This window comes from Streptomyces sp. NPDC044921, assembly GCF_056432865.1.
Window position 1 is genome coordinate 175,460 of sequence record NZ_JBWKIF010000011.1, and the last position, 20,681, is coordinate 196,140.

At 73.3% G+C, this 20,681-nt stretch carries 23 protein-coding genes; 16 read left to right on the plus strand and 7 right to left on the minus strand.

Annotated features, from left to right (window positions below):
* Positions 1–231 precede the first annotated feature (231 nt).
* The 3 genes from AC07DA_RS19330 to AC07DA_RS19340 form a co-directional block, all read right to left on the minus strand.
* Positions 232–618, minus strand: coding sequence for a hypothetical protein (locus tag AC07DA_RS19330; RefSeq protein ID WP_479129367.1), 387 nt, complete (start codon positions 616–618; stop codon positions 232–234).
* Between the two features lie 274 nt (positions 619–892).
* On the minus strand, positions 893–1,099 hold the full coding sequence (locus tag AC07DA_RS19335; RefSeq protein WP_479129368.1) for a hypothetical protein: 207 nt from the start codon (positions 1,097–1,099) through the stop codon (positions 893–895).
* Between the two features lie 69 nt (positions 1,100–1,168).
* Entirely contained in the window at positions 1,169–2,191 is a 1,023-nt protein-coding gene (locus AC07DA_RS19340; protein WP_479129369.1) for a magnesium and cobalt transport protein CorA, read from the minus strand.
* Between the two features lie 133 nt (positions 2,192–2,324).
* Here AC07DA_RS19340 and AC07DA_RS19345 point away from each other — a divergent pair, with 133 nt between their 5' ends.
* The 3 genes from AC07DA_RS19345 (at position 2,325) to AC07DA_RS19355 (ending at position 4,286) form a co-directional block, all read left to right on the plus strand.
* Entirely contained in the window at positions 2,325–2,549 is a 225-nt protein-coding gene (locus AC07DA_RS19345) for a hypothetical protein (RefSeq protein ID WP_479129370.1), read from the plus strand.
* A gap of 51 nt (positions 2,550–2,600) precedes the next feature.
* Positions 2,601–3,662 (plus strand): YihY/virulence factor BrkB family protein, encoded by a 1,062-nt coding sequence (locus AC07DA_RS19350; protein ID WP_479129371.1) that lies wholly within the window; start codon positions 2,601–2,603, stop codon positions 3,660–3,662.
* Positions 3,663–3,737: 75 nt separating this feature from the next.
* Positions 3,738–4,286, plus strand: coding sequence for a phosphatase PAP2 family protein (locus AC07DA_RS19355; RefSeq protein WP_479129372.1), 549 nt, complete (start codon positions 3,738–3,740; stop codon positions 4,284–4,286).
* Between the two features lie 99 nt (positions 4,287–4,385).
* On the opposite strand, the gene AC07DA_RS19360 is transcribed toward AC07DA_RS19355, so the two are convergent.
* The 3 genes from AC07DA_RS19360 to AC07DA_RS19370 all read right to left on the minus strand — a co-directional run bounded on the left by AC07DA_RS19360 (position 4,386) and on the right by AC07DA_RS19370 (position 5,828).
* Positions 4,386–4,541, minus strand: coding sequence for a DUF6131 family protein (locus AC07DA_RS19360; RefSeq protein ID WP_479129373.1), 156 nt, complete (start codon positions 4,539–4,541; stop codon positions 4,386–4,388).
* 141 nt (positions 4,542–4,682) lie between these two features.
* On the minus strand, positions 4,683–5,216 hold the full coding sequence (locus AC07DA_RS19365; RefSeq protein ID WP_479129374.1) for a hypothetical protein: 534 nt from the start codon (positions 5,214–5,216) through the stop codon (positions 4,683–4,685).
* Between the two features lie 132 nt (positions 5,217–5,348).
* Positions 5,349–5,828, minus strand: coding sequence for an ATP-binding protein (locus AC07DA_RS19370; protein WP_479129375.1), 480 nt, complete (start codon positions 5,826–5,828; stop codon positions 5,349–5,351).
* A 174-nt stretch (positions 5,829–6,002) separates the two neighbouring features.
* Here AC07DA_RS19370 and AC07DA_RS19375 point away from each other — a divergent pair, with 174 nt between their 5' ends.
* From AC07DA_RS19375 to AC07DA_RS19435, 13 genes are all read left to right on the plus strand, one after another.
* Positions 6,003–6,368 (plus strand): STAS domain-containing protein, encoded by a 366-nt coding sequence (locus AC07DA_RS19375; RefSeq protein WP_479129376.1) that lies wholly within the window; start codon positions 6,003–6,005, stop codon positions 6,366–6,368.
* Positions 6,369–6,659: 291 nt separating this feature from the next.
* Positions 6,660–6,821: a hypothetical protein gene (locus tag AC07DA_RS19380; RefSeq protein WP_479129377.1), complete on the plus strand. Its 162-nt coding sequence runs from the start codon at positions 6,660–6,662 to the stop codon at positions 6,819–6,821.
* Positions 6,818–7,465: a hypothetical protein gene (locus AC07DA_RS19385; protein ID WP_479129378.1), complete on the plus strand. Its 648-nt coding sequence runs from the start codon at positions 6,818–6,820 to the stop codon at positions 7,463–7,465. Before AC07DA_RS19380 ends, AC07DA_RS19385 begins: the two co-directional genes overlap by 4 nt.
* 509 nt (positions 7,466–7,974) lie before the next feature.
* Positions 7,975–8,484 carry a hypothetical protein gene (locus AC07DA_RS19390; RefSeq protein ID WP_479129379.1) on the plus strand — a complete coding sequence of 170 codons (510 nt, stop codon included), beginning with the start codon at positions 7,975–7,977 and terminating at the stop codon, positions 8,482–8,484.
* Positions 8,485–8,882: 398 nt separating this feature from the next.
* Complete coding sequence (locus AC07DA_RS19395) at positions 8,883–11,009, plus strand: hypothetical protein (protein ID WP_479129380.1); 2,127 nt, start codon at positions 8,883–8,885, stop codon at positions 11,007–11,009.
* A 100-nt stretch (positions 11,010–11,109) separates the two neighbouring features.
* A complete protein-coding gene (gene pelF / locus AC07DA_RS19400; protein ID WP_479129381.1) occupies positions 11,110–12,630 on the plus strand; it encodes a GT4 family glycosyltransferase PelF in 1,521 nt (506 codons plus the stop codon).
* Positions 12,627–14,054: a hypothetical protein gene (locus AC07DA_RS19405; protein WP_479129382.1), complete on the plus strand. Its 1,428-nt coding sequence runs from the start codon at positions 12,627–12,629 to the stop codon at positions 14,052–14,054. Before pelF ends, AC07DA_RS19405 begins: the two co-directional genes overlap by 4 nt.
* Positions 14,055–14,099: 45 nt before the next feature.
* Positions 14,100–15,101 (plus strand): GDP-mannose 4,6-dehydratase, encoded by a 1,002-nt coding sequence (locus AC07DA_RS19410; RefSeq protein WP_479129383.1) that lies wholly within the window; start codon positions 14,100–14,102, stop codon positions 15,099–15,101.
* A 90-nt stretch (positions 15,102–15,191) separates the two neighbouring features.
* The gene (locus AC07DA_RS19415) at positions 15,192–15,905 is read left to right on the plus strand and encodes a nucleotidyltransferase family protein (RefSeq protein ID WP_479129384.1); all 714 of its coding nucleotides are present in this window, start codon (positions 15,192–15,194) and stop codon (positions 15,903–15,905) included.
* A gap of 7 nt (positions 15,906–15,912) precedes the next feature.
* On the plus strand, positions 15,913–16,806 hold the full coding sequence (locus tag AC07DA_RS19420; RefSeq protein WP_479129385.1) for an NAD-dependent epimerase/dehydratase family protein: 894 nt from the start codon (positions 15,913–15,915) through the stop codon (positions 16,804–16,806).
* Positions 16,803–17,465: a spherulation-specific family 4 protein gene (locus tag AC07DA_RS19425; protein WP_479129386.1), complete on the plus strand. Its 663-nt coding sequence runs from the start codon at positions 16,803–16,805 to the stop codon at positions 17,463–17,465. Before AC07DA_RS19420 ends, AC07DA_RS19425 begins: the two co-directional genes overlap by 4 nt.
* Positions 17,462–18,265, plus strand: coding sequence for an endo alpha-1,4 polygalactosaminidase (locus AC07DA_RS19430; protein ID WP_479129387.1), 804 nt, complete (start codon positions 17,462–17,464; stop codon positions 18,263–18,265). The genes AC07DA_RS19425 and AC07DA_RS19430 overlap by 4 nt, the downstream gene beginning before the upstream one ends.
* Positions 18,266–18,324: 59 nt before the next feature.
* Positions 18,325–19,014 (plus strand): 2-phosphosulfolactate phosphatase, encoded by a 690-nt coding sequence (locus AC07DA_RS19435; RefSeq protein ID WP_479129388.1) that lies wholly within the window; start codon positions 18,325–18,327, stop codon positions 19,012–19,014.
* Between the two features lie 100 nt (positions 19,015–19,114).
* Here the strand turns inward: AC07DA_RS19435 and AC07DA_RS19440 are convergent, their stop codons facing one another.
* Positions 19,115–20,638: a PstS family phosphate ABC transporter substrate-binding protein gene (locus tag AC07DA_RS19440; protein ID WP_479129389.1), complete on the minus strand. Its 1,524-nt coding sequence runs from the start codon at positions 20,636–20,638 to the stop codon at positions 19,115–19,117.
* Positions 20,639–20,681: the final 43 nt, after the last annotated feature.

Genomic DNA, 20,681 nt, shown 5'->3' on the forward strand with positions numbered 1-20,681 from the left:
CTTCTCCCTTCGCTCCTGCACGGCGGCCGTTCCGACCGCGGCCGCGACACGCTAGATCCGCCCTTTCCATATAGCCGAAACGCAGGATGATTGACAAGTGGCGACTGGAGCAACTTGATAGGGAACGACTCAAGTTGGGCGGTCGGCCGCGTAGTGCGGCCGGACAGGGACCCCGGGCGGGCGGGGGATCGCGGCCGGTGCCGCACCGGGGCCCTGTCCCACTGCGACGCCCTACGGTTCCGCGGACGGCTGGGGCGTCCGCGCGGCGGTCTGCGGCTGCGGGTGACCGGCGCCGCGCAGCATCGGCGCCGCGTGCCGCTCGGCCCGGTGGCCGCCCTCGGCCGGGACACGGCTGCGGGGTGCCTCGGCGTCGTCCCCGGCCAGCGGAACGGGACGGCGGGCCATGAGGCGTCCGACCCAGCGTCGGCCGCAGTGCTCGCAGGGGGGCGCTCCCTCGGGGGTGTAAGGGGAGGGAACCGGCACGTTGTCGCGGTAGAAGTACTCCCACTCGGCGTCGAGGGCGTCCCGGTAGCGCTGCACGTCGTAGTCGACGCTCCAGCGGTGCCAGCACGAGCCGCAGGTGAACTCGACACGTTCGACAGCGAGCTCGGTGATCACTGCGCAACACCTCCTGTCCGTCTGGTGGGCCACACCACTGCTATACCCACCCCGTACTTGACAACGCAAGGCTCAAGTCTTGGTGCGGGGCCCGGCCGGGCCGAGGCGGAAACCCCAGCTCAGCGTGGGTGCCGCCACGCGGTCCTGCCGACTCCTTCAGGCGATGCGGGCCGTTCCGAACCAGCGGGTGGGGGTGGTCGTCCAGGTGCCTTGCGGCCGCCGGTTGAGTGACTTGCGGCCGACCGGGCGGCGTCGGCTGGGCCGCCGCTCCGGGTCACCCCGCGGGCTCGATGCGGAGAGCGGCCGTGGTGGCGCGGATGTCGACGACCCGCAGGCTCATTGCGTCGTTGACGGTCGCCGCGGGTCCCTCGCCGCGGCGCAGCGTCACGCCGCCGCCGTCCGAGGACACGCCGCCGCCACCGGAGCAGCCCGAGACGCCGAGGCCCGGCCCTGTCAGCGGCGCGACCCTTCCGAACCTCACCGACGGCCGCCACCGCCACGACCGGGCGCCCGGATGCGACCGCTCGGCGGCCCAGGCGCCACGGTGGTGTCACAGCCACCCGTTGCGGCGGAAGGCCCGGTACAGCAGTCCCGCTCCGAGGGCCATCACGGCCAGCGCGCACGGATAGCCGTAGCGCCAGCTCAGCTCGGGCATGTCCGAGAAGTTCATGCCGTAGATGCCGGCGACCATGGTCGGTACGGCCAGGATGGCCGCCCAGGCGCTGATGCGGCGCATGTCGTCGTTCTGCCAGGTGCCGACCTTCGCCAGGTGGGCGTCCAGGACGGAGCCGAGCAGGTCGTCCAGTGCGCGGACCTCGGTGTCGGTGCGGGTGAGGTGGTCGGCGACATCGCGGAAGTACGGCACCAGTTGCTGCGGCCAGGCCTCGGCGGGCCGGGTGAAGTCGTGCAGGACGGGGACCAGGGGCTGGACGGCGTCGCGGAACTCCACCACCTCCCGCTTGAGCGAGTAGATCTGCTCGGTCAGGTCGTCCCGGGCGGGCGAGAACACGCACCGTTCCAGTTCGGTGAGGTCCGCGCGGACCTGCTGGGCGGCCCGCGCGTAGGCGTCGACGATCACGTCGGTGACCGCGTGGAGGACGCTGGCCGGTCCGAGTCGTGCCATCTGCGGGCTCTCCGCCAGCCGCCGTGCCGCCTCCACGGTCGGGTCGAGCGTGCCGTGCCGGACGGTCAGGGCGAAGGACGGCCCGAGGAAGATCATCACCTCGCCGGTCTCCACGTCCGCGGTCCGCTCGACGAACCACAGGGTCTTCAGCGCGACCGCCAGCACGTCACCGTAGCGCTCCTGCTTCGGCCGCTGGTGTGCTGTCGCGGCGTCCTCGATCGCCAGGGGATGCAGCTTCAGGTACTCCCCCAGCCGCTGCAGTTCGCCCTGGTCCGGTTCGTCCATCCGGATCCAGGCGAACTCGTCCGGCTTCAGCACGGCCAGGCGGTCGAGCGTGACGCGGCACCCGTCCTCCTCCTGACGGCAGTCGAGGATCTCGCAGTCGCCTGTCTGCTCTTGGTAGATCGCGCACTCCATGCCCTCTCGGATGCGCCGGCCACCGCGTTCCATGCACCGACGGCGCACCGGCCCGCGGCTCGTGCGCCGTCTGCACCCGGTGGTCACCAGACCCTCACATCCGCGCGTCTCCGGCCGGGCCAGGGTGGGAACCCGGGCGCGGACACCGACCGGAGGGAACGGGGCTGTGATCGCTGTCGCCGTGCTGCTGCTGCCGGCCCTGGGTGTGCTGCTGTACGCCATGGACCGCATCGAGGACCGGTTGCCGGCCCGACCGCGCGTGCCCCGGCACGCCCGCGGGCGCCACCTGCGCCTGGTCCACGACGCCGGCCCGCCCGACACCGGCGGCGGCCCGGCGCGGCGCCCGGCCCGCCGCTCGCGGCACGCGGCACGGCGGCGCGCGGCGGCGTGACAACGGCTCAGAACCCGCGGTTGAGCGGGGATCCGAGGGTACTCGTCGTCCATGAAGCTGCATCTTCCCGGGCGCAACGAGGACCACGGCAGCCGTGAGACCGCGGAACGTGCGATCCCGCCGCCCGAGGAGGTGGGGCCCGGTCCCGCGGTGGAGCGGCGCGCACCGGACGCGCCGACGAAGCTGCCGAAGCGGGCGTGGGCGGCGGTGCTGAAGGGCAGTCTGCGCGAGTTCCAGGACGACGAACTCACCGACCGGGCGGCCGCGCTGACGTACTACGGCCTGCTGTCGCTGTTCCCGGCCCTGCTGGTCCTGGTGTCGCTGCTCGGCCTCACCGGCCGCTCCGCCACGGACACGGTGGTGGACAACCTGGAACAGCTCGCACCGGGCTCCGTCCGCGACATCATCGCCGACGCTGTCACGCAGTTGCAGGACAACGCCGGCGTGGGATCCGTCATGGCCCTCGTCGGCATCGTCCTGGCGGTGTGGTCGGCCTCCGGGTACGTGGCCGCGTTCATGCGCGCGGCCAACCGGGTGTTCGACATGCCGGAGGGACGCCCGGTGTGGAAGATCCTCCCCGTGCGGGTCGGGCTGACGGTCGCCCTGATGGTGCTCGCGGTGGCCAGCGCCCTGATCGTGGTCTTCACCGGCGCCCTGGCGCGGCAGGCGGGGACGGCCCTCGGCATCGGCGACACGGCGCTGACCGTCTGGTCGATCGCCAAGTGGCCCGTGCTGGTGGTCCTGGTGACGGTCATGATCGCGCTGCTGTACTGGGCCAGCCCGAACGCCAAGGTCAAGGGGTTCCGGTGGATCACGCCCGGCAGCTTCCTGGCCCTGGTCATCTGGATGGCCGCGTCCGCGGCCTTCGCCTTCTACGTGGCCAACTTCGCCTCCTACAACAAGACGTACGGCACGATGGCGGGTGTCATCGTCTTCCTGGTCTGGCTGTGGATCAGCAACCTCGCGATCCTCCTCGGCCTGCAGTTCGACGCGGAGATCGTCCGGCAGCGGTCGATCGCGGGCGGCCTGCCCCCGGACAAGGAGCCCTACACCGAGCCGCGCGACACCAGGGCGTGGACCGAGAAGGACGTGCGCCGGCTGGACGAGGCGTGAGCGGCGCCGCCGACGACGACCCCGCCCGCGACGATCCGGCCGCTTCAGGAGCCGCGTTCGGGATAACCGCATTCCATGAAGGTGCTGACCGGATTGTTCGAAGCTGATCGGGTTCTGACCCAGCGGGCGGCGTCCCGCATCCCGCGTGGATGCGCGAAGGTGCTGTCGGCGGTGGAGGAGTCCGCGGAGAGTACGAAACTGTGGTGCGGAGCCGCCGTCGTGATGGCCTCGTTCGGCGGATGGCGGGGCCGCAAGGCGGCCGCGGCCGGGCTGGGGGCGGTGGTGGTGGCGCAGTTGACGTCGAACGGCCTGTGCAAGCAGCTCGCGGACCGCCCGAGGCCGCCCGTGGAATGGATCCCGCACGACGAGGTGGCCGACCGGCCCGACTCCTCCTCCTTTCCCTCCGGGCACACCGCGGCCGCGGTCGCCTTCACCGCCGCGGTCGCCCCGATCTGGCCCGTGGCGGGCGCGGTGTGCGCCGTTCCGGCGGCCGCGGTGGCCCTGGAGCGGGTGCAGTCGGGCGCCCACTATCCCAGCGACGTCGTCGCGGGCGCCGCGATCGGGCTGGCCGGGGCCTGGCTCGTACGCCGCGCCCCGCGCCTGGCCGTGCGGAACCTGTTGTAGCGGTCCCTGTCAGAGGGCACGCGAAGTCCTGACAGGGACCGTGGGAAGGTCCCTGTCAGGGGAGGTGGAGCGGTACCGAGGTGCGCTGCCGGGGCAGCGTCACCAATAGTGCCGGCGGCCCGCGACCGCGTGTCCCATGGAGCCCATGATCCACAGGACGGCGCCGACGACCGCGAGGATGAGCCCGATCGTCCACAGGACCGATATGCCGGTGACCAAGCCGATTACCAAGAGGATGATGCCGAGGAGGAGCATGACCGCCTCCAGTGCGTAGGAATGGCTCTCTCATCGTGTACCCCGACGTCGCCGCGGGGAACGGCCTTGTCCGCACATTCCCGAACCGGGCCCCGGCGGATGCCGGGGTCCGGGTGGCGCGAGGCCCGCGGCGCCGCCCGGTCAGTGCCCGGCGGCCGCTTTCACCAGGGCCACCGCCACACCGATCACCGCGTCCGCGAGGCCGGCCGCCACCGCCGTCAGGGTGCCGCCGCCCATGCGCAGCCCACCCAGGCAGCCCCACAGGAAGAGGGAGACCACGCCGACACCGGCCGCGGTCAGCAGGGCGGCGTGCAGGGACAGGACGTCCAGTGCTGCGAGAGCGATCAGCACGGCCGGGCCCACGGCGCAGGACAGCAGGGGACTGCTGACGTACAGCATGCGGCGCAGTTCGCGGCCGGTGGCGAAGCGGCGACGGACGGTGCGGTGGGCCTGCTGGTCGGCGACGAACGCCGCGAGCCACAGCCCGAGAGCCGTCGTCACCACCGTGGCGACGGCGCCGAGGGCACCCACTTCGCCGAGAGACAGACCGACCACCACGGCGATCATCGTGATCGTCGCGTAGATCCGTTCCTTGAGGCGGTCCGCCAGCACACCGGCCCGCGCGCCGGGCACCGGATCCGCTCGCCGGTCGTCCGCCACCTGGTTGCCCCTCACGTGTCCCGGGACGCGCCGCCGGGCGTCCCGGCTCGGTCGTCACGGCGCACGCCGTGCGCCACCCCGGTCAGGACTACCAGCATGCACCGGGCCGCCGCCCGGAACCGGCACCCGCGGCCTCGCGGCGGCCGGCTACCTCGCCGTCCGGGAGGCGGTGTCGCTGCGGGGGGCCTCGGTCAGGGCGATGCGGGCGGTGATGCGCTTGCCGACCGCCTCCTGCTCCATGACGAGGTTCTCGGTGACCGCCTTGACGATCTCCAGGCCGTGCTGGCCGATTCTGCCGGGGTCGGCCGCCCGGGCCGTGGGGACCGTGGGATCACTGTCCCAGACGACGATCTCCACCGCGCGGGTGGTGAGGCGCAGCTCCATCTGGACGGGGCCGGGGGCGTACTTGCGGGCGTTGGTGACGAGCTCGCTGACCACGAGCTGGGTGAGGTCCTTCGCGCGTGCCGGCACGGGCACGCGGTGGTCGTCGCCCGCCTGGTCGAGGAAGGCGGCCGCGTGATGCCGGGCGTCCGCGATGGAGCGGTCCTCCGCGCCCAGGGCGTAACCGGCCCGCATCACGTGCTCGTCCGGCGTCGTACAGTCGTCACCGTCGCCATCAGATCCCATCGGTCTCGTCCTCACTGCCCGTCATGCGCGCGCCAGTACCCCACCGCGGCCGGTGCATGCAGCACGGAGGGGGCACGAAATCGCCACCCGGGTGCATCCGACCGCGTCCGTGGGGCAGAATCACCCGCGCGTCCTGCCCCGAGGGGGCAAGCCTAGATTGCAGTCGAGGAGACCGTGGCCCACACCGAGCAAGCCGACCGGCCCAGCCGGCTCTCCGCGGACCATCGCGTGGTCGAGGGGGTCCGTGTCGTCACCCTGCGGGGCGAGATCGACCACGACGTCCAGGACGTGCTCAGGGGAGCCCTGCTGGGTGCGGACGGGGCCGCACCGGCCCGGATCGTCGCCGACCTCAGCGGTGTGACGTTCATGGACTCCAGCGGCATCAACGTCTTCGTCGCCGCCCACCAGCAGGTGAGCAACGAGGACGGATGGGTGCGCATCGCCGGCGCCCAGCAGTCCGTGCTGCGTGTGCTGCAGCTGGTTGGTGTGGACACGCTGATCCCCTGCCACCCCACCACCGAGCAGGCCCTGACCGCCTGACCGCTCCCCCGGCCCCACGAGTGAGGTTTCTCTCATGAACGGGACGGGCCGGGGGCCGGGATCGCCACGTCGGCCAGGCCCCGCGGGTTCGAGGTGTGTCACCGAGGCGTGTCACCGACGAGAGGGTCGTGCCGCCGCCCGGTGGCCCCGCCCCGCGCGGTCCGGCGCCGAGGCCACTGATCGCTGTTCCGCAGCGCCCCGGACCAGCCCGCTGCCGGGGACCCCGGCAGCCGGTGGCGGGCGCCGCCCTGGGGGCGATGGCGCCAAGGGGGCGGCGGGCATACTGAGTTCATGTCAGACGCTCAGGAAGAGCACCCGAGGAAGAACGCGGTGCGGGTCAACGAGTCCGGCGTGCTCGAGTACTTCGACGGCGAGCGTTGGGCACCGTACCGGGACCTGCCCGACGACGACCCCGGTCCGCTCGGCGTCGTCTTCCGCGGAGAGGACCGGTGAGCCCCGTCCCACCGGCCGGACCCCCCGACGCGGGCGTGCTGGAGGCTCTGCCCTCTCCCCTGGACTCCGTCGCTGACAGCCGGGAGGCCGCGCGGTGGACCCTCGCGGCCAGTGGTGCCGTCGGCGCCCTGCTGCTCGGCGGCGGGCCCCTGCTCGCCGTCGGGAGGATCACGGACTGGGTGCACGCGGCCTGGGCCGGAGGCGGACTGGTCCTGGCACTGCTCGGTGTCGCCTGGGCGGTGTGGCAGACCAGCGAGGTCCTCGTGCCGCCGCTGACCACGCCCGACGTCCTCACCTCCCCCGCCCTGCGCGGGCTGCGCGAGCGGTTCGAGGCCGCGCCCGGCTACTACTTCGGCGCGCTGGCCGACGACGTCGAGGACCTCCTGCGCCACCGTCAGCTCGCCACCGAGATCAGCCGGCGGCTGGCGACGGCCGAACCCGCCGAGCGCCTGGCGCTGGAACGCGGTCTGGCCACGGCCCGGCGCAACATCGCACGCACCGATCCCTACCTGCGGTGGCTGCTGGCGACCGCGCACGCCTGGCTCGTCCGGGAGAAGCTCCGCACGGCACGGCGGCACACGTTCGCGTCCGCCCTGCTCGTGATCACGGGTGCCGTCGTGTTCCTCGGCGCGACGGCCCGCTGACCTCACCGCGCCGCGGGCGCCCGTGCCGGACAGGCGCCCGCGGCGGGCATCCGCACCCACCGTGGGCAGCCGCGCCCACCGGCGCCTGCGCCCGAGCCGCCCACGACGGCGCGCGGGGCGACCGGACAGCGGGCCGCGCCGCCCTCGTCGTCCTGGTGGGCCGATGGCGGCCGCTCGGGCCGTGCGCGCCTCGTCGAGGGCGCCGGTCCGTCTGCTCGGCCGGACTGTCCGGCGGGGCGGCAGGCACCGGCCGGGTGTCCGCCCGATCCGTATCGCGCCAATGTCATTCCCGGCGCGGGGTGAGGCCGTCGCCGGGCCGCGGCCCGGGCAACGCCCTCTGGCCGCGCGAACCACCTGGGCCGACGCCCGTTCCCCCACTCCCGCACACCCTCGCCACACCGCCTTCACGCCGGGGACACATCCGGCCGCACGGTGAACGGCGCCCGCCGCGCGGGGCAGACGCCGCGGCCGCCCCCTGCCTAGCCTCCCTGGCCATGCGATCACCCCTGATGAGACGCTTCGGCCTCGGTGCCGTCCTCGCCCTCTTCCTCGCCGTCTTCGGCCTGGCTCCCAGCGCGAGCGCGGCCCCCGCATCCGCCGAGCTCACCTTCTCCACCGACAGCGCCACCACCACGCCCGGCGGCACGGTCAACCTGTCGATGACCCTCACCAACAACAACACCTACGACGTCTGGTTCGTGTACCAGACGATCGAACCGACCTGGCTGACCACGCAGCGCCCGGACCTGAAGTACGCCTTCTCCGGCTGCACCCTGGCGACCGCGAACGGCGCCACGCCGTGCTCCGGGACCGGCCCGGCCAACCTGGGCGCCAACTACGGCGCCACCATCCCGCCCGGGCAGAGCCGTACGGTCACCCTGAAGCTGGACATCGCCGCGGACTCCGGCTGCAACGGCAACATCGGCTTCTACTCCTACTTCTACGCCGAGTTCAGCGACTCCACGAACGTCAGCGGCGGTCCCGTCTACACGCCCGTGACGCGAGTGCTCTGCTCCTGACACCGGCCCCCGGAGCCGGCGGCGGTGACCTGAAAGGTGCCCTGCCCAGGTATCCGCCCTGGACTGGACCACTGGAACGACGACCGGCGGGCCCGCGGGGCCCGCCGGTGCGCCGCGAGGGCCCGGACCAGCGGTCCCGGGCCCTGGCGGTCACCGCAGCCGGCTCTCCCCGGCGACCGGACGGCACCGATTCGCCTTCGGCGGCACCCCGTTCGACACCTGCGCTTTTTCGTCATGTTGCGCAACATGACCGCGAAATCTCCACACAGACCTCACTATGTGACGCGAACGGATGCGTGACGAACCGGCTTCTGAGGGGGACGCCGGCGGCACGCGAGGGGGTGCGTCCGCTCCACGGGAGCCGTGCTCACCCCTGCCCGGGGAGGGGAATTCACCGCATGAAGCGGACCATACGCACCACCGTGGTCACGGTGGGCGCGCTCATCGCCGCACTGGGCCTGCCGGCCGGCGCGGCACACGCCGACACCGCGCCCCGTGTCGACCTGCGGGTCCTGGTGGTGAGCGACGGCGGCCCGTCCACCGACGCGATAGCCGCCGAACTGGCCGCGGCCGGCACGCCGTACACCCGGATCGACCTCACCCGGTCCGACCGGACCGTGATCGACGCCGACTTCCTCGCGGACACCGCCGACGGGCGGCCACGCGCCAGGTTCCAGGCCGTCGTCCTGCCCAACGACAACCCGTTCCCGGCCGGTTCCGCCGAGATGGCGGCCCTCGCCGCCTACGAGCGGACGTACGACATCCCCCAGGTCGACGCCTACACCTACGCGCGCCCCGAGGCCGGCCTGCAGTACCCCGTGCACGGCGGCTACTCCGGCAGCATCGACGGCAGGCGGGCCGAGGTGACCGCCGCGGGCAAGGCGGGACCCTTCGGCTACCTCGACGGGACGGTGCCCTTCGAGGACAACGACCCCGCGATCGGCGAGAGTTACGCCTACCTGTCGAAGCCGGTGGCGGGGGCCGACTTCACCCCGTACGTCGAGGCGGCGATCCCCGGACGGCCGGACAAGGGCACGCTGGTGGGCGAGTACCGGCACGACGGGCGGCGCGAGCTGGTCGTGACCTTCGTCTACAACCAGTACCAGCAGCAGTTCCGGCTCCTGGCCCGCGGCATCGTGGAGTGGATGACCGGCGGCGTGCACCTGGGCGCCTCACGCAACTACTTCTCCGTGCACGTGGACGACGTCTTCGCCGCCGACGACCGGTGGAACAGCACGCTCAACTGCACACCCGGCGACGTCGACTGCACGGACCCGAACGCCACCCCCGACCCGATCCGGATGACACCCGCCGACGTCGACCACGCCGTCGCATGGCAGCGCGACAGGGACTTCACCCTCGACTTCGCCTACAACGGCGCCGGCAGCGTCGACCACCGCCAGGACAACAACGGCGCCGACCCCACCGCCGACCGGCTGATCGCGCGGCGGGGCGAGTTCCGGTGGATCAACCACACCTACTCGCACCCCTTCCTCGGCTGCGTGCAGGACACCACCGTGGTGCCCTGGAAGTGCGCGACCAACGCCGACGGCAGCACCAAGTGGATGAGCCGCGACGAGATCTCGGACGAGATCGCCACCAACCGCGTCTGGGGCCAAAGCGCCGGACTGCCGCTGCACGACGACGAGTTGGTCACCGGCGAGCACTCGGGCATGAAGGTGCTGCCGCAGCAGCCCGAGGACAACCCCAACCTGGCGCTCGCCCTCGACGACAACGACATCGCCTGGCTCGGTTCCGACAACTCCCGTGAGCCCGCCCAGCGCCGGGTCGGCCCGGCCACGACCGTCCCCCGCTACCCGATGAACGTCTTCTACAACGCCGGACGGGCCGCCGAACAGGTCGACGAGTACAACTGGATCTACACCAGCCGCGCCCAGGGAGGCAGCGGCATCTGCGAGGACAACCCGCAGACCACCACCTGCCTGCCGGCGCCCCTGGACACCGCCACCGGCTACACGGACCACATCGTGCCGCTGGAGACCCGGATCGCCCTCGGGCACGCCCTGTCCAACGACCCCAGGCCGCACTTCATCCACCAGTCGAACCTCGCCGAGGACCGCATCGCCTATCCCGTCCTCGACGGCGTCCTGGACGGTTACGCGGCCCTGTTCGCCGAGAACACCCCCCTCGTCAATCCGCGGATGCGCGACGTCGGCGCCGAACTGCGGCGCCGGGCCGCCTGGCAGGCCGCAGTCCGGGCCGGGGAGGTCACCGCCCACCGCGTCGGCGGCACGGTGACCGTCGACGCCCCGGACGGTCTCGCCGTCCCCGCGACCCTGCCCGCCGGCACCACCCGGTCGGGCGCCGCGTTCGGCGAGGCGTACGCGGGGGCCGTGTCCGGCTGGACACCCTCCACGGGCACTCCGCTCGCCCTCACGCTCCCGGCCTCCACCCCGGCTCCGGCCGGCGACACCGCCGGACCCGCCCCGGCCACCGCCCCCGCTCCACGGACCCGGGTCCCCGCGGGCGTCAGCGACCCCGTGGGCCACACCGCAGACGGCTGAACGGCGCCGCGCGCGCCCCGCACCGACCGGACGTCCCGGCCGCCCCGCGGCGGCCGGGACCGGCCCGAACCACCCCACACCTCAGCCGTGGAGCACAACGATGGCCGTTCCCCACGGCGCGCGACGCACCGCAGCGACGCGCGTCACCCTGCTCACCGAAGGCACCTACCCGCACAGCCACGGCGGCGTCAGCGTCTGGTGCGATCAGCTCGTCCAGGGCATGCCCGACCTCGCCTTCGACGTCATCGCCGTGACCGGCACCGGACGTGAGCCGGTCGTGTGGGACCTGCCCGCGCACGTCACCGGTGTGCTGTCCGTCCCCATGTGGGGCGCCCCGCCCGAGGGCCGCCCGCCGCGGGGCCGGGCCCGCAACCGACTCGCCGCCGCCTACGAGCGGTTCCTGACCGCCCTGCTCGACCCGCGCGCCGAGGACGGTTTCGCACCCGCCCTGTACGCGCTGGCGCGGGCCGCCTCGGAGGGGACCCTGAGCCCCTTCCTGCGCGGGGACCGGGCCATCGCGATCCTGACCGCGCTGTGGAACCGCCCCGGTCTCGCCGTCCGCGAGGCACGGCCGACCCTGCACGACGCGCTCACCGCGACCGCCCTGCTGGAGCACGCCCTGCGCCCGCTGGCCGCCCCGCCGCCCGTCAGCGGTGTCGCGCACGCGGTCAGCGGCGGGGTCGCCGTGCTGCCGGGCCTCGCGGCCCTGCAGGACCACGGTGTTCCCCTGCTGCTGACCGAGCACGGGGTCTACCTGCGCGAGCGCTACCTCGGTTACCGCACGGCGCCCTACCGCTGGCCGGTGAAGGCGGTCGTCCTCGGGTTCTTCCGGCTGCTCGCGCGGGAGAGCTACCGCCGGGCCGCCCTGATCACCCCGGGCAACCGCTACAACCGGCTCTGGGAGGAGGAGGGCGGCGCCGACCCGGAGTCGATCCGCACCGTGTACAACGGCGTCGATCCCGCCGCGTTCCCGGCGGCCGGGCCCGAACCGGACACGCCCACGCTCAGCTGGGCGGGCCGGGTCGACCCCATCAAGGACCTGGAGACCCTCATCCGCGCCTTCGCCCTGGTGCGCGCCCGCCTCCCGCAGGCGCGACTGCGGCTGTTCGGCGGGACACCGCGCGGTGGGGAGGCATACCGGGAACGCTGCGAGGCCCTGGCCGCCGAGCTCGGGCACGCCGACGCCGTCACCTTCGAAGGGCGCGTCGACGACATCAAGGACGCCTACGCCGCCGGAAACGTCGTGATGCTCTCCAGCATCAGCGAGGGCTTCCCCTTCACCCTGATCGAGGCCATGTCCTGCGGCCGGGCGACCGTCTCCACCGATGTCGGCGGTGTACGCGAGGCCGTCGGTGACACCGGGCTCGTGGTGCCGCCGCGCGATCCCCGGGCGATGGCCACCGCCGCCCTGGAGCTGCTGGGCGATCCCGGGCGGCGCGCTGCCATGGGCGAGGCGGCCCGGCTACGGGTCATCGAGCAGTTCACCCTGCGCCAGACCATCGACACGTTCCGCGCCGTCTACCTGGAACTGGCCGATCCGAAGAAGGAGCCGACGGTCATGCCACCGAGGGTCACGATGGCCGCCCCGGCCGTCGACGGCGCCGGAAGCCTCGCCCTGTGAGCGGGCCGATATCCCTCGAACCCGGGGGCTCCGAACAGGACACGCTGGCCATCCGGCTGGCCGGCACCCGCCCGCCACGCCGCCGGCCGCGCTGGGCCCTGGACGACACCACGCTCGCCATCCGGCTGCCGCGGCACGGACCCGACGAGGAGGCGGTCAGTGAACTCGCCGCCGAACTCGCCGACCGCATAGGCCCCGCGGTCCACCCCTACGAAGTGGCCGCGCTGCTGGAGGCGGAGGGGCTGTCCGCCTCCGTCATCAACGAACGGTACGGCCACCCCAACCTGTTCTCCCTCGCCTCCGCGCTGTACGAACGCGTGCCGCGCACCTTCCCCGAACCCGCCCCGGCGGCCGACCCCTGGCGCCCCGACACCGTGCGCTGTCTGCTGCGCGGCGTGCTGTTCGCCCTGCCGGGCCTGGCCTACCTGCTGGCCGCTCCCCTGTGGGACGCCGGCGGGTACGCCCCCGCCCTCGTCGTGGCCGGACTCGTCTCCTGGGCATGGGGGCAGGCACTCGGTCACCGCGCCCACCTGCGGCTGGCGACCGGACGCCGGGAGGCGGGCCGCACCCTCCTGGCCGGGGCGCCCGCGGGAGCGGCGGTGGCCACGGGGATCGCCGCGCTGCCCGCCGGCGGCGGGCCGGTGACCCTGGTGGCGGCCGCGCAGTCGGCGTACCTGGCCGCCGCCGGAGTGCTGCTGGTGCTGGGGCGCGAGCGGCTGCTGCTGGCCGCGCTCAGCCCGCTGCTCGCGGGCGCCGCCGTCCTGCCCTGGTGGGAGCCCGGCCCCGCGCTCCGGGCCGGGCTGCCCCTGCTGGCGCTGCTCGCCACCCTCGCCGTCACCGGCCGGGTCCTGCGCGGGGTCCTCGCCGTCCCGGCCGTCCCCGCCGTCCCCGGCGCGAGCGGGCCGCGGCTGCTGTGGTCGCTGCCCTACGGCCTGTTCGGGCTGGCCGCCGCGGTGCTGGTGCTGCTGGAGGGACGTGAGGAACCGTACGCGGTGATCGTGCTGACCCTCAGCATGGGGCCCGCGGAGTGGCTGCTGTACCGCTACCGCGGACTGTCGGTCGCCGCGCTGCGTGCCACGGCCACACCCGCCGGGTTCCTGTTGCGCTCGGCCGGCATCCTCGGCCTCTGCCTGCTCGCCTACCTCGCGCCGCTGCTGCCGGCGGCACTCGTGACCGGAGCCGACCCGGTCGCCCTGCTGCTCCTCGCGGCCGTCCTGTGGACCGCGCTGCTGCTCCAGGCGTTCGGGGCGGCCTGGCCGTCGGCCGGGATCTGCCTGGCGGCAGCCGCCGGTGCCGTAGCCGCGGCCCTGCTCCTGCCGTCCCCGGCCGCCGCCCCGGCCCTGCCGCTCTGCTGCGGCGGCGCCGCCCTGTGTCTGGTGGCGTGCGCGCTGCGGCTGCTCGGCAGGCCCGCCCCGCACGCCTGACCCGGTTCCTCCCGCCCACTCCGACCCACCGAAGGGACAACCCAGTTGACCTCCGCACCGCTCGCCGCCGTCACCGGAGCCGAGGGTTTCATCGGTTCGCACCTCACCGAGGCCCTGGTCGCCTCCGGGCACCGCGTCCGCGCCATGGCGCAGTACAACTCCTTCTCCTCCTACGGCTGGCTGGATACCCTGCACCCGGACGTCCTGGACCAGGTGGAGATCGTCCTCGGCGACGTCCGCGACCCCGGTTCCGTCCGCGGCTTCCTCGAAGGCGCCGACACCGCCTACCACCTGGCCGCCCTCATCGCGATCCCCTACTCGTACCAGGCGCCGCACAGCTACGTGGACACCAACGTCACCGGCACCCTCAACGTGCTGGAGGCCGTGCGGGCCCTGGGCACGCCCCGGCTGGTGCACACCTCCACCAGCGAGACGTACGGCACCGCGCGGACCGTGCCCATCACCGAGGACCACCCCATCAACACCCAGTCTCCCTACGCCGCTTCGAAGGCCGGCGGGGACCGGCTGGCCGACAGCTACCACGCCAGCTTCGACACCCCGGTCGTCACGCTGCGGCCGTTCAACACCTTCGGGCCGCGCCAGTCGATGCGGGCGGTCATCCCCACCGTCATCGGGCAGGTCGCCGCCGGGGAGCGCACGATCACCCTCGGGGACCTGCGTCCCACGCGGGACTTCACCTTCGTCGAGGACACCGCCCAGGCGTTCCTCGCGGTCGGTACCGCTCCGGCCGAGAAGGTGGTGGGCCGTACCTTCAACGCCGGTACCGGTGGCGAGATCTCGGTCGGCGACCTGGTCGCGCTGATCGGCAAGGTGATGGACACGCCGGTGGACGTGCGCGAGGACGAGGCGCGCATCCGCCCCGCCAACTCCGAGGTGATGCGGCTGGTCGCCGACGCGAGCCGGCTCGCCGCCGCGACCGGGTGGCAACCCGCCCACACCCTGGAGGAGGGCCTCGCGCGCACGGTGACGTTCTTCCGGGACCCGGCCAACCTCGCGCGCTACAAGACCGGCATCTACAACATCTGACCCCGCGGACCCCGTCGTCACGTCCGCGCCCGTCCACACGGTTCACGCGGTTCACGCACGTCCACGAAGCGTTCACGAAGGAGGAGCCCCATGCACGCAGTGATCCTGGCGGGAGGCAAGGGCGTCCGGCTGCGGCCGTACACCACGGCACTGCCCAAGCCGCTCGTCCCCATAGGCGACCAGCACGCCATCCTGGAGATCGTGCTGCGCCAGCTCTCCACCGCCGGCTTCACCAGCTGCACCATCGCGATCGGCCACCTCGGCGAGATCATCCGCGCCTACGTCGGCGACGGCTCCCAGTGGGGCCTGGCCGTCGACTACGCCACCGAGGAGAGCCCGCTGGGCACCATGGGCCCGCTGCTCACCCTGCGCGACCGCCTGCCCGAGACCTTCCTGGTGATGAACGGCGACGTCCTGACCGACCTCGACTACGCCGACGTCCTGCGCCGGCACCGCGACTCCGGCGCACCGCTGACCATCGCCACGTACGCCCGCAAGGTGCACATCGACTTCGGTGTGCTGACCACCGACGCCAGCAGGGTCGTCGCGTTCACCGAGAAGCCGAGCATGGACTACCGCGTCTCCATGGGCGTCTACGGCCTGTCCCGCTCCACACTGGAGGGGTACACGCCCGGACTCCCCCTGGGCTTCGACGAGTTGGTGCTGGACCTGCTCAAGGCCCGCAACCAGCCGCACGCCTACGAGTTCGACGGCTACTGGCTGGACATCGGCCGCCCGGACGACTACGACCAGGCCAACGCCGAGTTCACCACCCGCAAGTCGCTTCTGCTCAAGGGAGCCTGAGCACGCCATGCGCATCCTCGTCCTGGGTTCCACCGGCTATCTGGGTACCCACGTCGCCGAGCGGCTGCGCGCCCTGCCCGGCGCGACGGTCCTCGGCGGCGGCCGGTCCCCGGCCGCCGACCTCGACGTCGACCTCGCCGTCGTCCGCCCGGAGCAGCTGGCCAAGACCCTCGCGTCGGCCGCGCCCGACACCGTGATCAACTGCGCGGGCGCGACCGGCGGCGACGCCGTCACCCTCGCCGAGGTGAACACCCGCGGGCCCGCCGTCCTCTGCGCCGCGCTGCGCGAGGCGGCCCCCGGGGCCCGGCTGGTGCACCTGGGCTCGGCCGCCGAGTACGGCCCCGGTGTCCCGGACGCCCCGGTGACGGAGTCGGCGGCCACCCGCCCGATCGGCCCCTACGGTGCGACCAAACTCGCCGGCACGGTCGCGGTGACCGCCTCCGGGCTGGACGCGGTGGTGCTGCGGGTGGGCAACCCGGTGGGTGCCGGAGCACCGCCCACCGGGCTGCCCGGCCGGATCGCGGCGCTGCTGCGCGAGGCCGGGTCCGACCCGGAGGCGGTGCTGCGGCTGGGCGACCTGTCCGCCTACCGCGACTTCGTCGACGTGCGCGACGTGGCACGGGCGGCCGTCCTGGCGGCCACGGCCCCCGGCCCGCTGCCGCCGGTCCTCAACATCGGCGGCGGCCGGGCCGTCCCGGTGCGCGACCTGGTGCGGGACCTCGCCGGCCTGGCCGGGTTCCGGGGCCGGATCGAGGAGACCACGTCGGGTTCGGCCCGCTCGGCGCTGGTGTCGTGGCAGTGTTCCGACATCACCGCCGCCGAGCGGGCGCTGGGCTGGCGTCCGGCGCACAGTCTCGGCGACGCCCTGACCGCCCTGTGGGAAGGCGGCCGCACACCGTGACCCTGCTGATCCCGCTGTACGTCCATCCGGCCGAGGACCCGGGCGCCTGGCACCGGCTGATCACCGCCGCTGACCGCACCTACGGCGTCGTGCTCAACCCGGCGAGCGGCCCGGGCGAGGTCCCCGACCCCGCGTTCACCGCAGCGGCCGGTGCGCTGCGGGCCGCGGGAGCCCGTCTGCTGGGCTACGTCGACACCGACTACGGGGTGCGCGACCTCGCCGACATCACCGAGGACGTGCGTCGCCACCGCGAGTGGTACGCGGCGGACGGCTGCTTCCTCGACCGGGTGACGGCGACCGCGGAGGGGCTCGCGGCCTGTCGCCGGCTGGTGCGCACGGCACGCCGGCTGGGCGCCGGCACGGTCGTCCTCAACCCCGGGGTCCATCCGGCTCCGGGGTACGCGCGCCTCGCCGACCTGACCGTCACCTTCGAGGGCCACTGGTCGACGTACGTCTCCGCCTTCAGTCGCCCGGCGTGGACGGCACGCCATCCGCCCGAGCGGCTGTGCCACCTCGTCTACGGCGTGCCCGACGCCCTGGTTCCGCTCGCCGTGCGCACGGCGCACGAGCGGGGGGCGGCGGTGTGCGGGCCGGTGACGGGCGAACCGCCCAACCCCTGGGCGCGGTTGACTCCGGCCCTCACCGGGGCCGGGCGATGAGAAGGAGGCTCCTGCCCCGCGCGGCCCTCCTCGCCGTGCTGACGGCCGCGGCGCTGACGGGCTGCCAGGACGGCGGCGACGACGGCCCCGCCACGGCCGGGCCACGGTGGAAGCCCCGGCCGGGCCTCGCCTGGCAGTGGCAACTCGACGGCAGGGTCGACCCCTCGGCCGACGTGCCCGTGTACGACATCGACGGGTTCGAGAACTCCGCGGCGGACGTGGCCCGGCTGCACCGCGCGGGCCGCAAGGTCATCTGCTACGTCAACGTCGGCGCGTGGGAGGACTTCCGGCCGGACCGGCACGCCTTCCCGCGCTCGGTGCTCGGCGAGCCCAACGGCTGGACGGGCGAACGGTGGCTGGACATCCGGCGGCTGGACGTCCTGCGCCCGATCATGGAACGCCGTTTCGACATGTGCCGCGACAAGGGCTTCGACGCGGTGGAGCCCGATCTGGTGGAGGGCTACGGCAACGACACCGGCTTCCCGCTCACCGCACGCGACCAGCTCGGGTACAACCGCATGATCGCGGCCATCGCCCACGAGCGGGGCCTGTCGGTCGGCCTGAAGAACGACCTGCCCCAGATCCCCCAGCTCGTGTCCCACTTCGACTTCGCGGTCAACGAGGAGTGCGCCCAGTACGACGAGTGCGACGAGCTGTCCCCGTTCATCGAGGCGGGCAAGGCGGTGTTCCACGTGGAGTACGCGGAGCCGCGCAGCGCTTTCTGCGCCGACAGCCGCCGGCTGGGGCTGTCGTCGATGCTGAAGAGACCGGAGCTGGGGGTGTGGCGGAAGCCCTGCTGAGAAGGCCCGCTCACCGCCGGCCGCCCCGGCAGCCACCCGACGTACGGCAGGATGGCGTGATGGATCACCACTTCGTCGGGATACCGGAGTTGACCGGCGTTCCCCGTGTCGCGGTCGTCATCGACGTCATGCGGGCCTTCACGGTGGCCGCCTGGGCCTTTTCGCGCGGGGCCGAGCGGATCGTCCTGGCCTCGACGGTCGATGAGGCACTGGCCCTGAAGGAGAGCCGGCCCGGTTGGCTGGCGCTGAAGGACGGGGCTCCGGCCGAGGGCTTCGACGCCGTCAACTCCCCCGGCCGGCTCAGATCACGCGACTTCACCGGTCGCACGCTGGTGCAGAAGACGACGGCAGGGACGGTCGGCGCCCTGGCCGTCGCCGACGCACCGCTGGTCCTGTGCGCGAGCTTCGTGGTGGCCGGCCCGACAGCGCGGTTCCTCCAGGCCCGTGGACCCGGTCCGGTGACGTTCGTCGTCACCGGCGAGGCGGGCCGCGCCGAAGAGGACCTGGCCTGCGCCGAGTACATCGGCCGGCTCATGGCCGGGGCCCACGTCGAGGCGGCCCCGTACGTCCGTCGTGCGAGGACGTCCCGCGCCGCCGCGGAACTCGCCACGGGCCGGCGGGAGGGCAGCCACCCGGACGACGTCGGTCTCTGCCTGGAGGTCGACAGGTTCCCCTTCGCGATGGTGACCCGCCGGGAGGGACCACTGACGGTCCTGCGCCCGGTCGCGGTGGCTGGCATGGACGGGTAGGGGCCGCTTTGCGGCGCCGCACCGTGGCGATCGGCCCGCTGGCCACTGGTCCTGGGCTCCGTACCGCGAACGGGGCCGGAGCGCGCCGGGAGGCGGTGTCTCACCGGCAGTGTTCCGGCTCCCGCAGGCACGGCAGGTGCCCCTTGCCCCGGATGACCTTCTGGCTCGTGGACTCGTCGAGGTAGGCCAGGAAACCGGCGGCGAGGGAGCCGGCCGGAGGGGGACCGTAGGTGTAGGCGTACTCCACGTCCTTGTACGGGTAGGGGCCCGCGCCCAGGTCGATCCGCGTCTCGTTCGGCCAGTCGCCGTCCAGCGGCACCGTGTTCACCTTGCCGCCGCGCTCCTTGGCGAGACCGACCTCGCTGTAGCCGATGGCGCCCGGTTGTTCCGCGACCTTGTCCAGGACGGCCCGGGTGGAGCCGAGTTCGCAGCGGGTGACCGTGTCACCGGGCCGTGCGGGCGGTCGGCAGTCCAGTGACGTGCTCGGCGCCCGCTCCCAGCCCTTGAGCACCCGGTCCTGGAAGATCTGCCGGGTCCCGGACTCGTCCCCTCGGCTGACCAGGACGATCGGCAGGTCGGCGATCTCCTTCCGGCCGGGGACGACCTCGCCCCAGCGCCGGTACTTGCCCGCGTAGATGTCCCGTACCTCCCCGGGGGACAACCCGCGCGGGCCGAGGTCGACGTCCTTGTGCGCGACGAGGGTGAAGAAGGACAGCGCGACCTCGTTCCCGGTCAGGTTCCAGCGCTCGCCCATCGGCCCGTCCGAGAAGGCGATCACGGAGCGGGCCGCGCCAGGTGACCGTTCGCCGAGCTCCGCGAGCTGGGACACCCCGTCCTCGCTGCCGCGCGCCTCGACGGAGATGTCGGCGCCCTGGCACTTGTCCTCGTACTGCTCGGCGAGCGTCCGGACGACGGGCTCGAAGGCGGTCGAGCCCGTGAGGGTCAACTCGCCCTGCTCGCACTCGATCGGGTTGCCGACGCGCAGCACGATGATGCCGGCGAGGGCGAGCACCGCGAGCGCCAGGGCGCCGCTGAGCAGCCGGGCCGGGAGGCTGAACGTGCGCTGCTTCTCGTCCGGCTTGGGCGCGCTGTTGCGGTGGACCCGGCCGTCCCGCAGACCGCCGATCAGCTTGACCTCCCCTTCGGCCGAGCCCCCGGAGAGCAGCACCAGCAGCTTGAAGTGGTCGCCCGGATTGAGCGGGACGCGCGGGATGGTCACCGTGCTGCCGATGTGCTCGAAGCCGTTGGCGTTGGTGAAGTGACTGTTCAGGTGCTCGATGCCGGACGGCTGGGTGACCGAGACGGCCTGGACGGTGCGGCCGGTGAACTCGGCGGTCAGGCCGTGGACTTCGGACGAGGTGTAGTCGTTGTCGGCGACGCTCTGCGAACCGTCGTTCTCGATGCGCAGCAGCACCAGCGACGCGTCGGCCATGTTCGGTACGTCGAAGTCGCCGAGGCGGGGGTTGGACGAGCCGTCGCCTATGGGGCTGTCCATCTGCACCCGGTAGCCGATCAGCTTGCGGCGCGGCACCCGGCGGTCGTAGAGGAACATCGCGATGGGCACGAGGAGACCGAGGACGGACGTGCCGATGGCGATGACGTTCTCGAAGCTCAGCCACCCCACTGGTGGTCCCCCGCCACTCCCAGAGCTCAGATGGTGGGGTCAC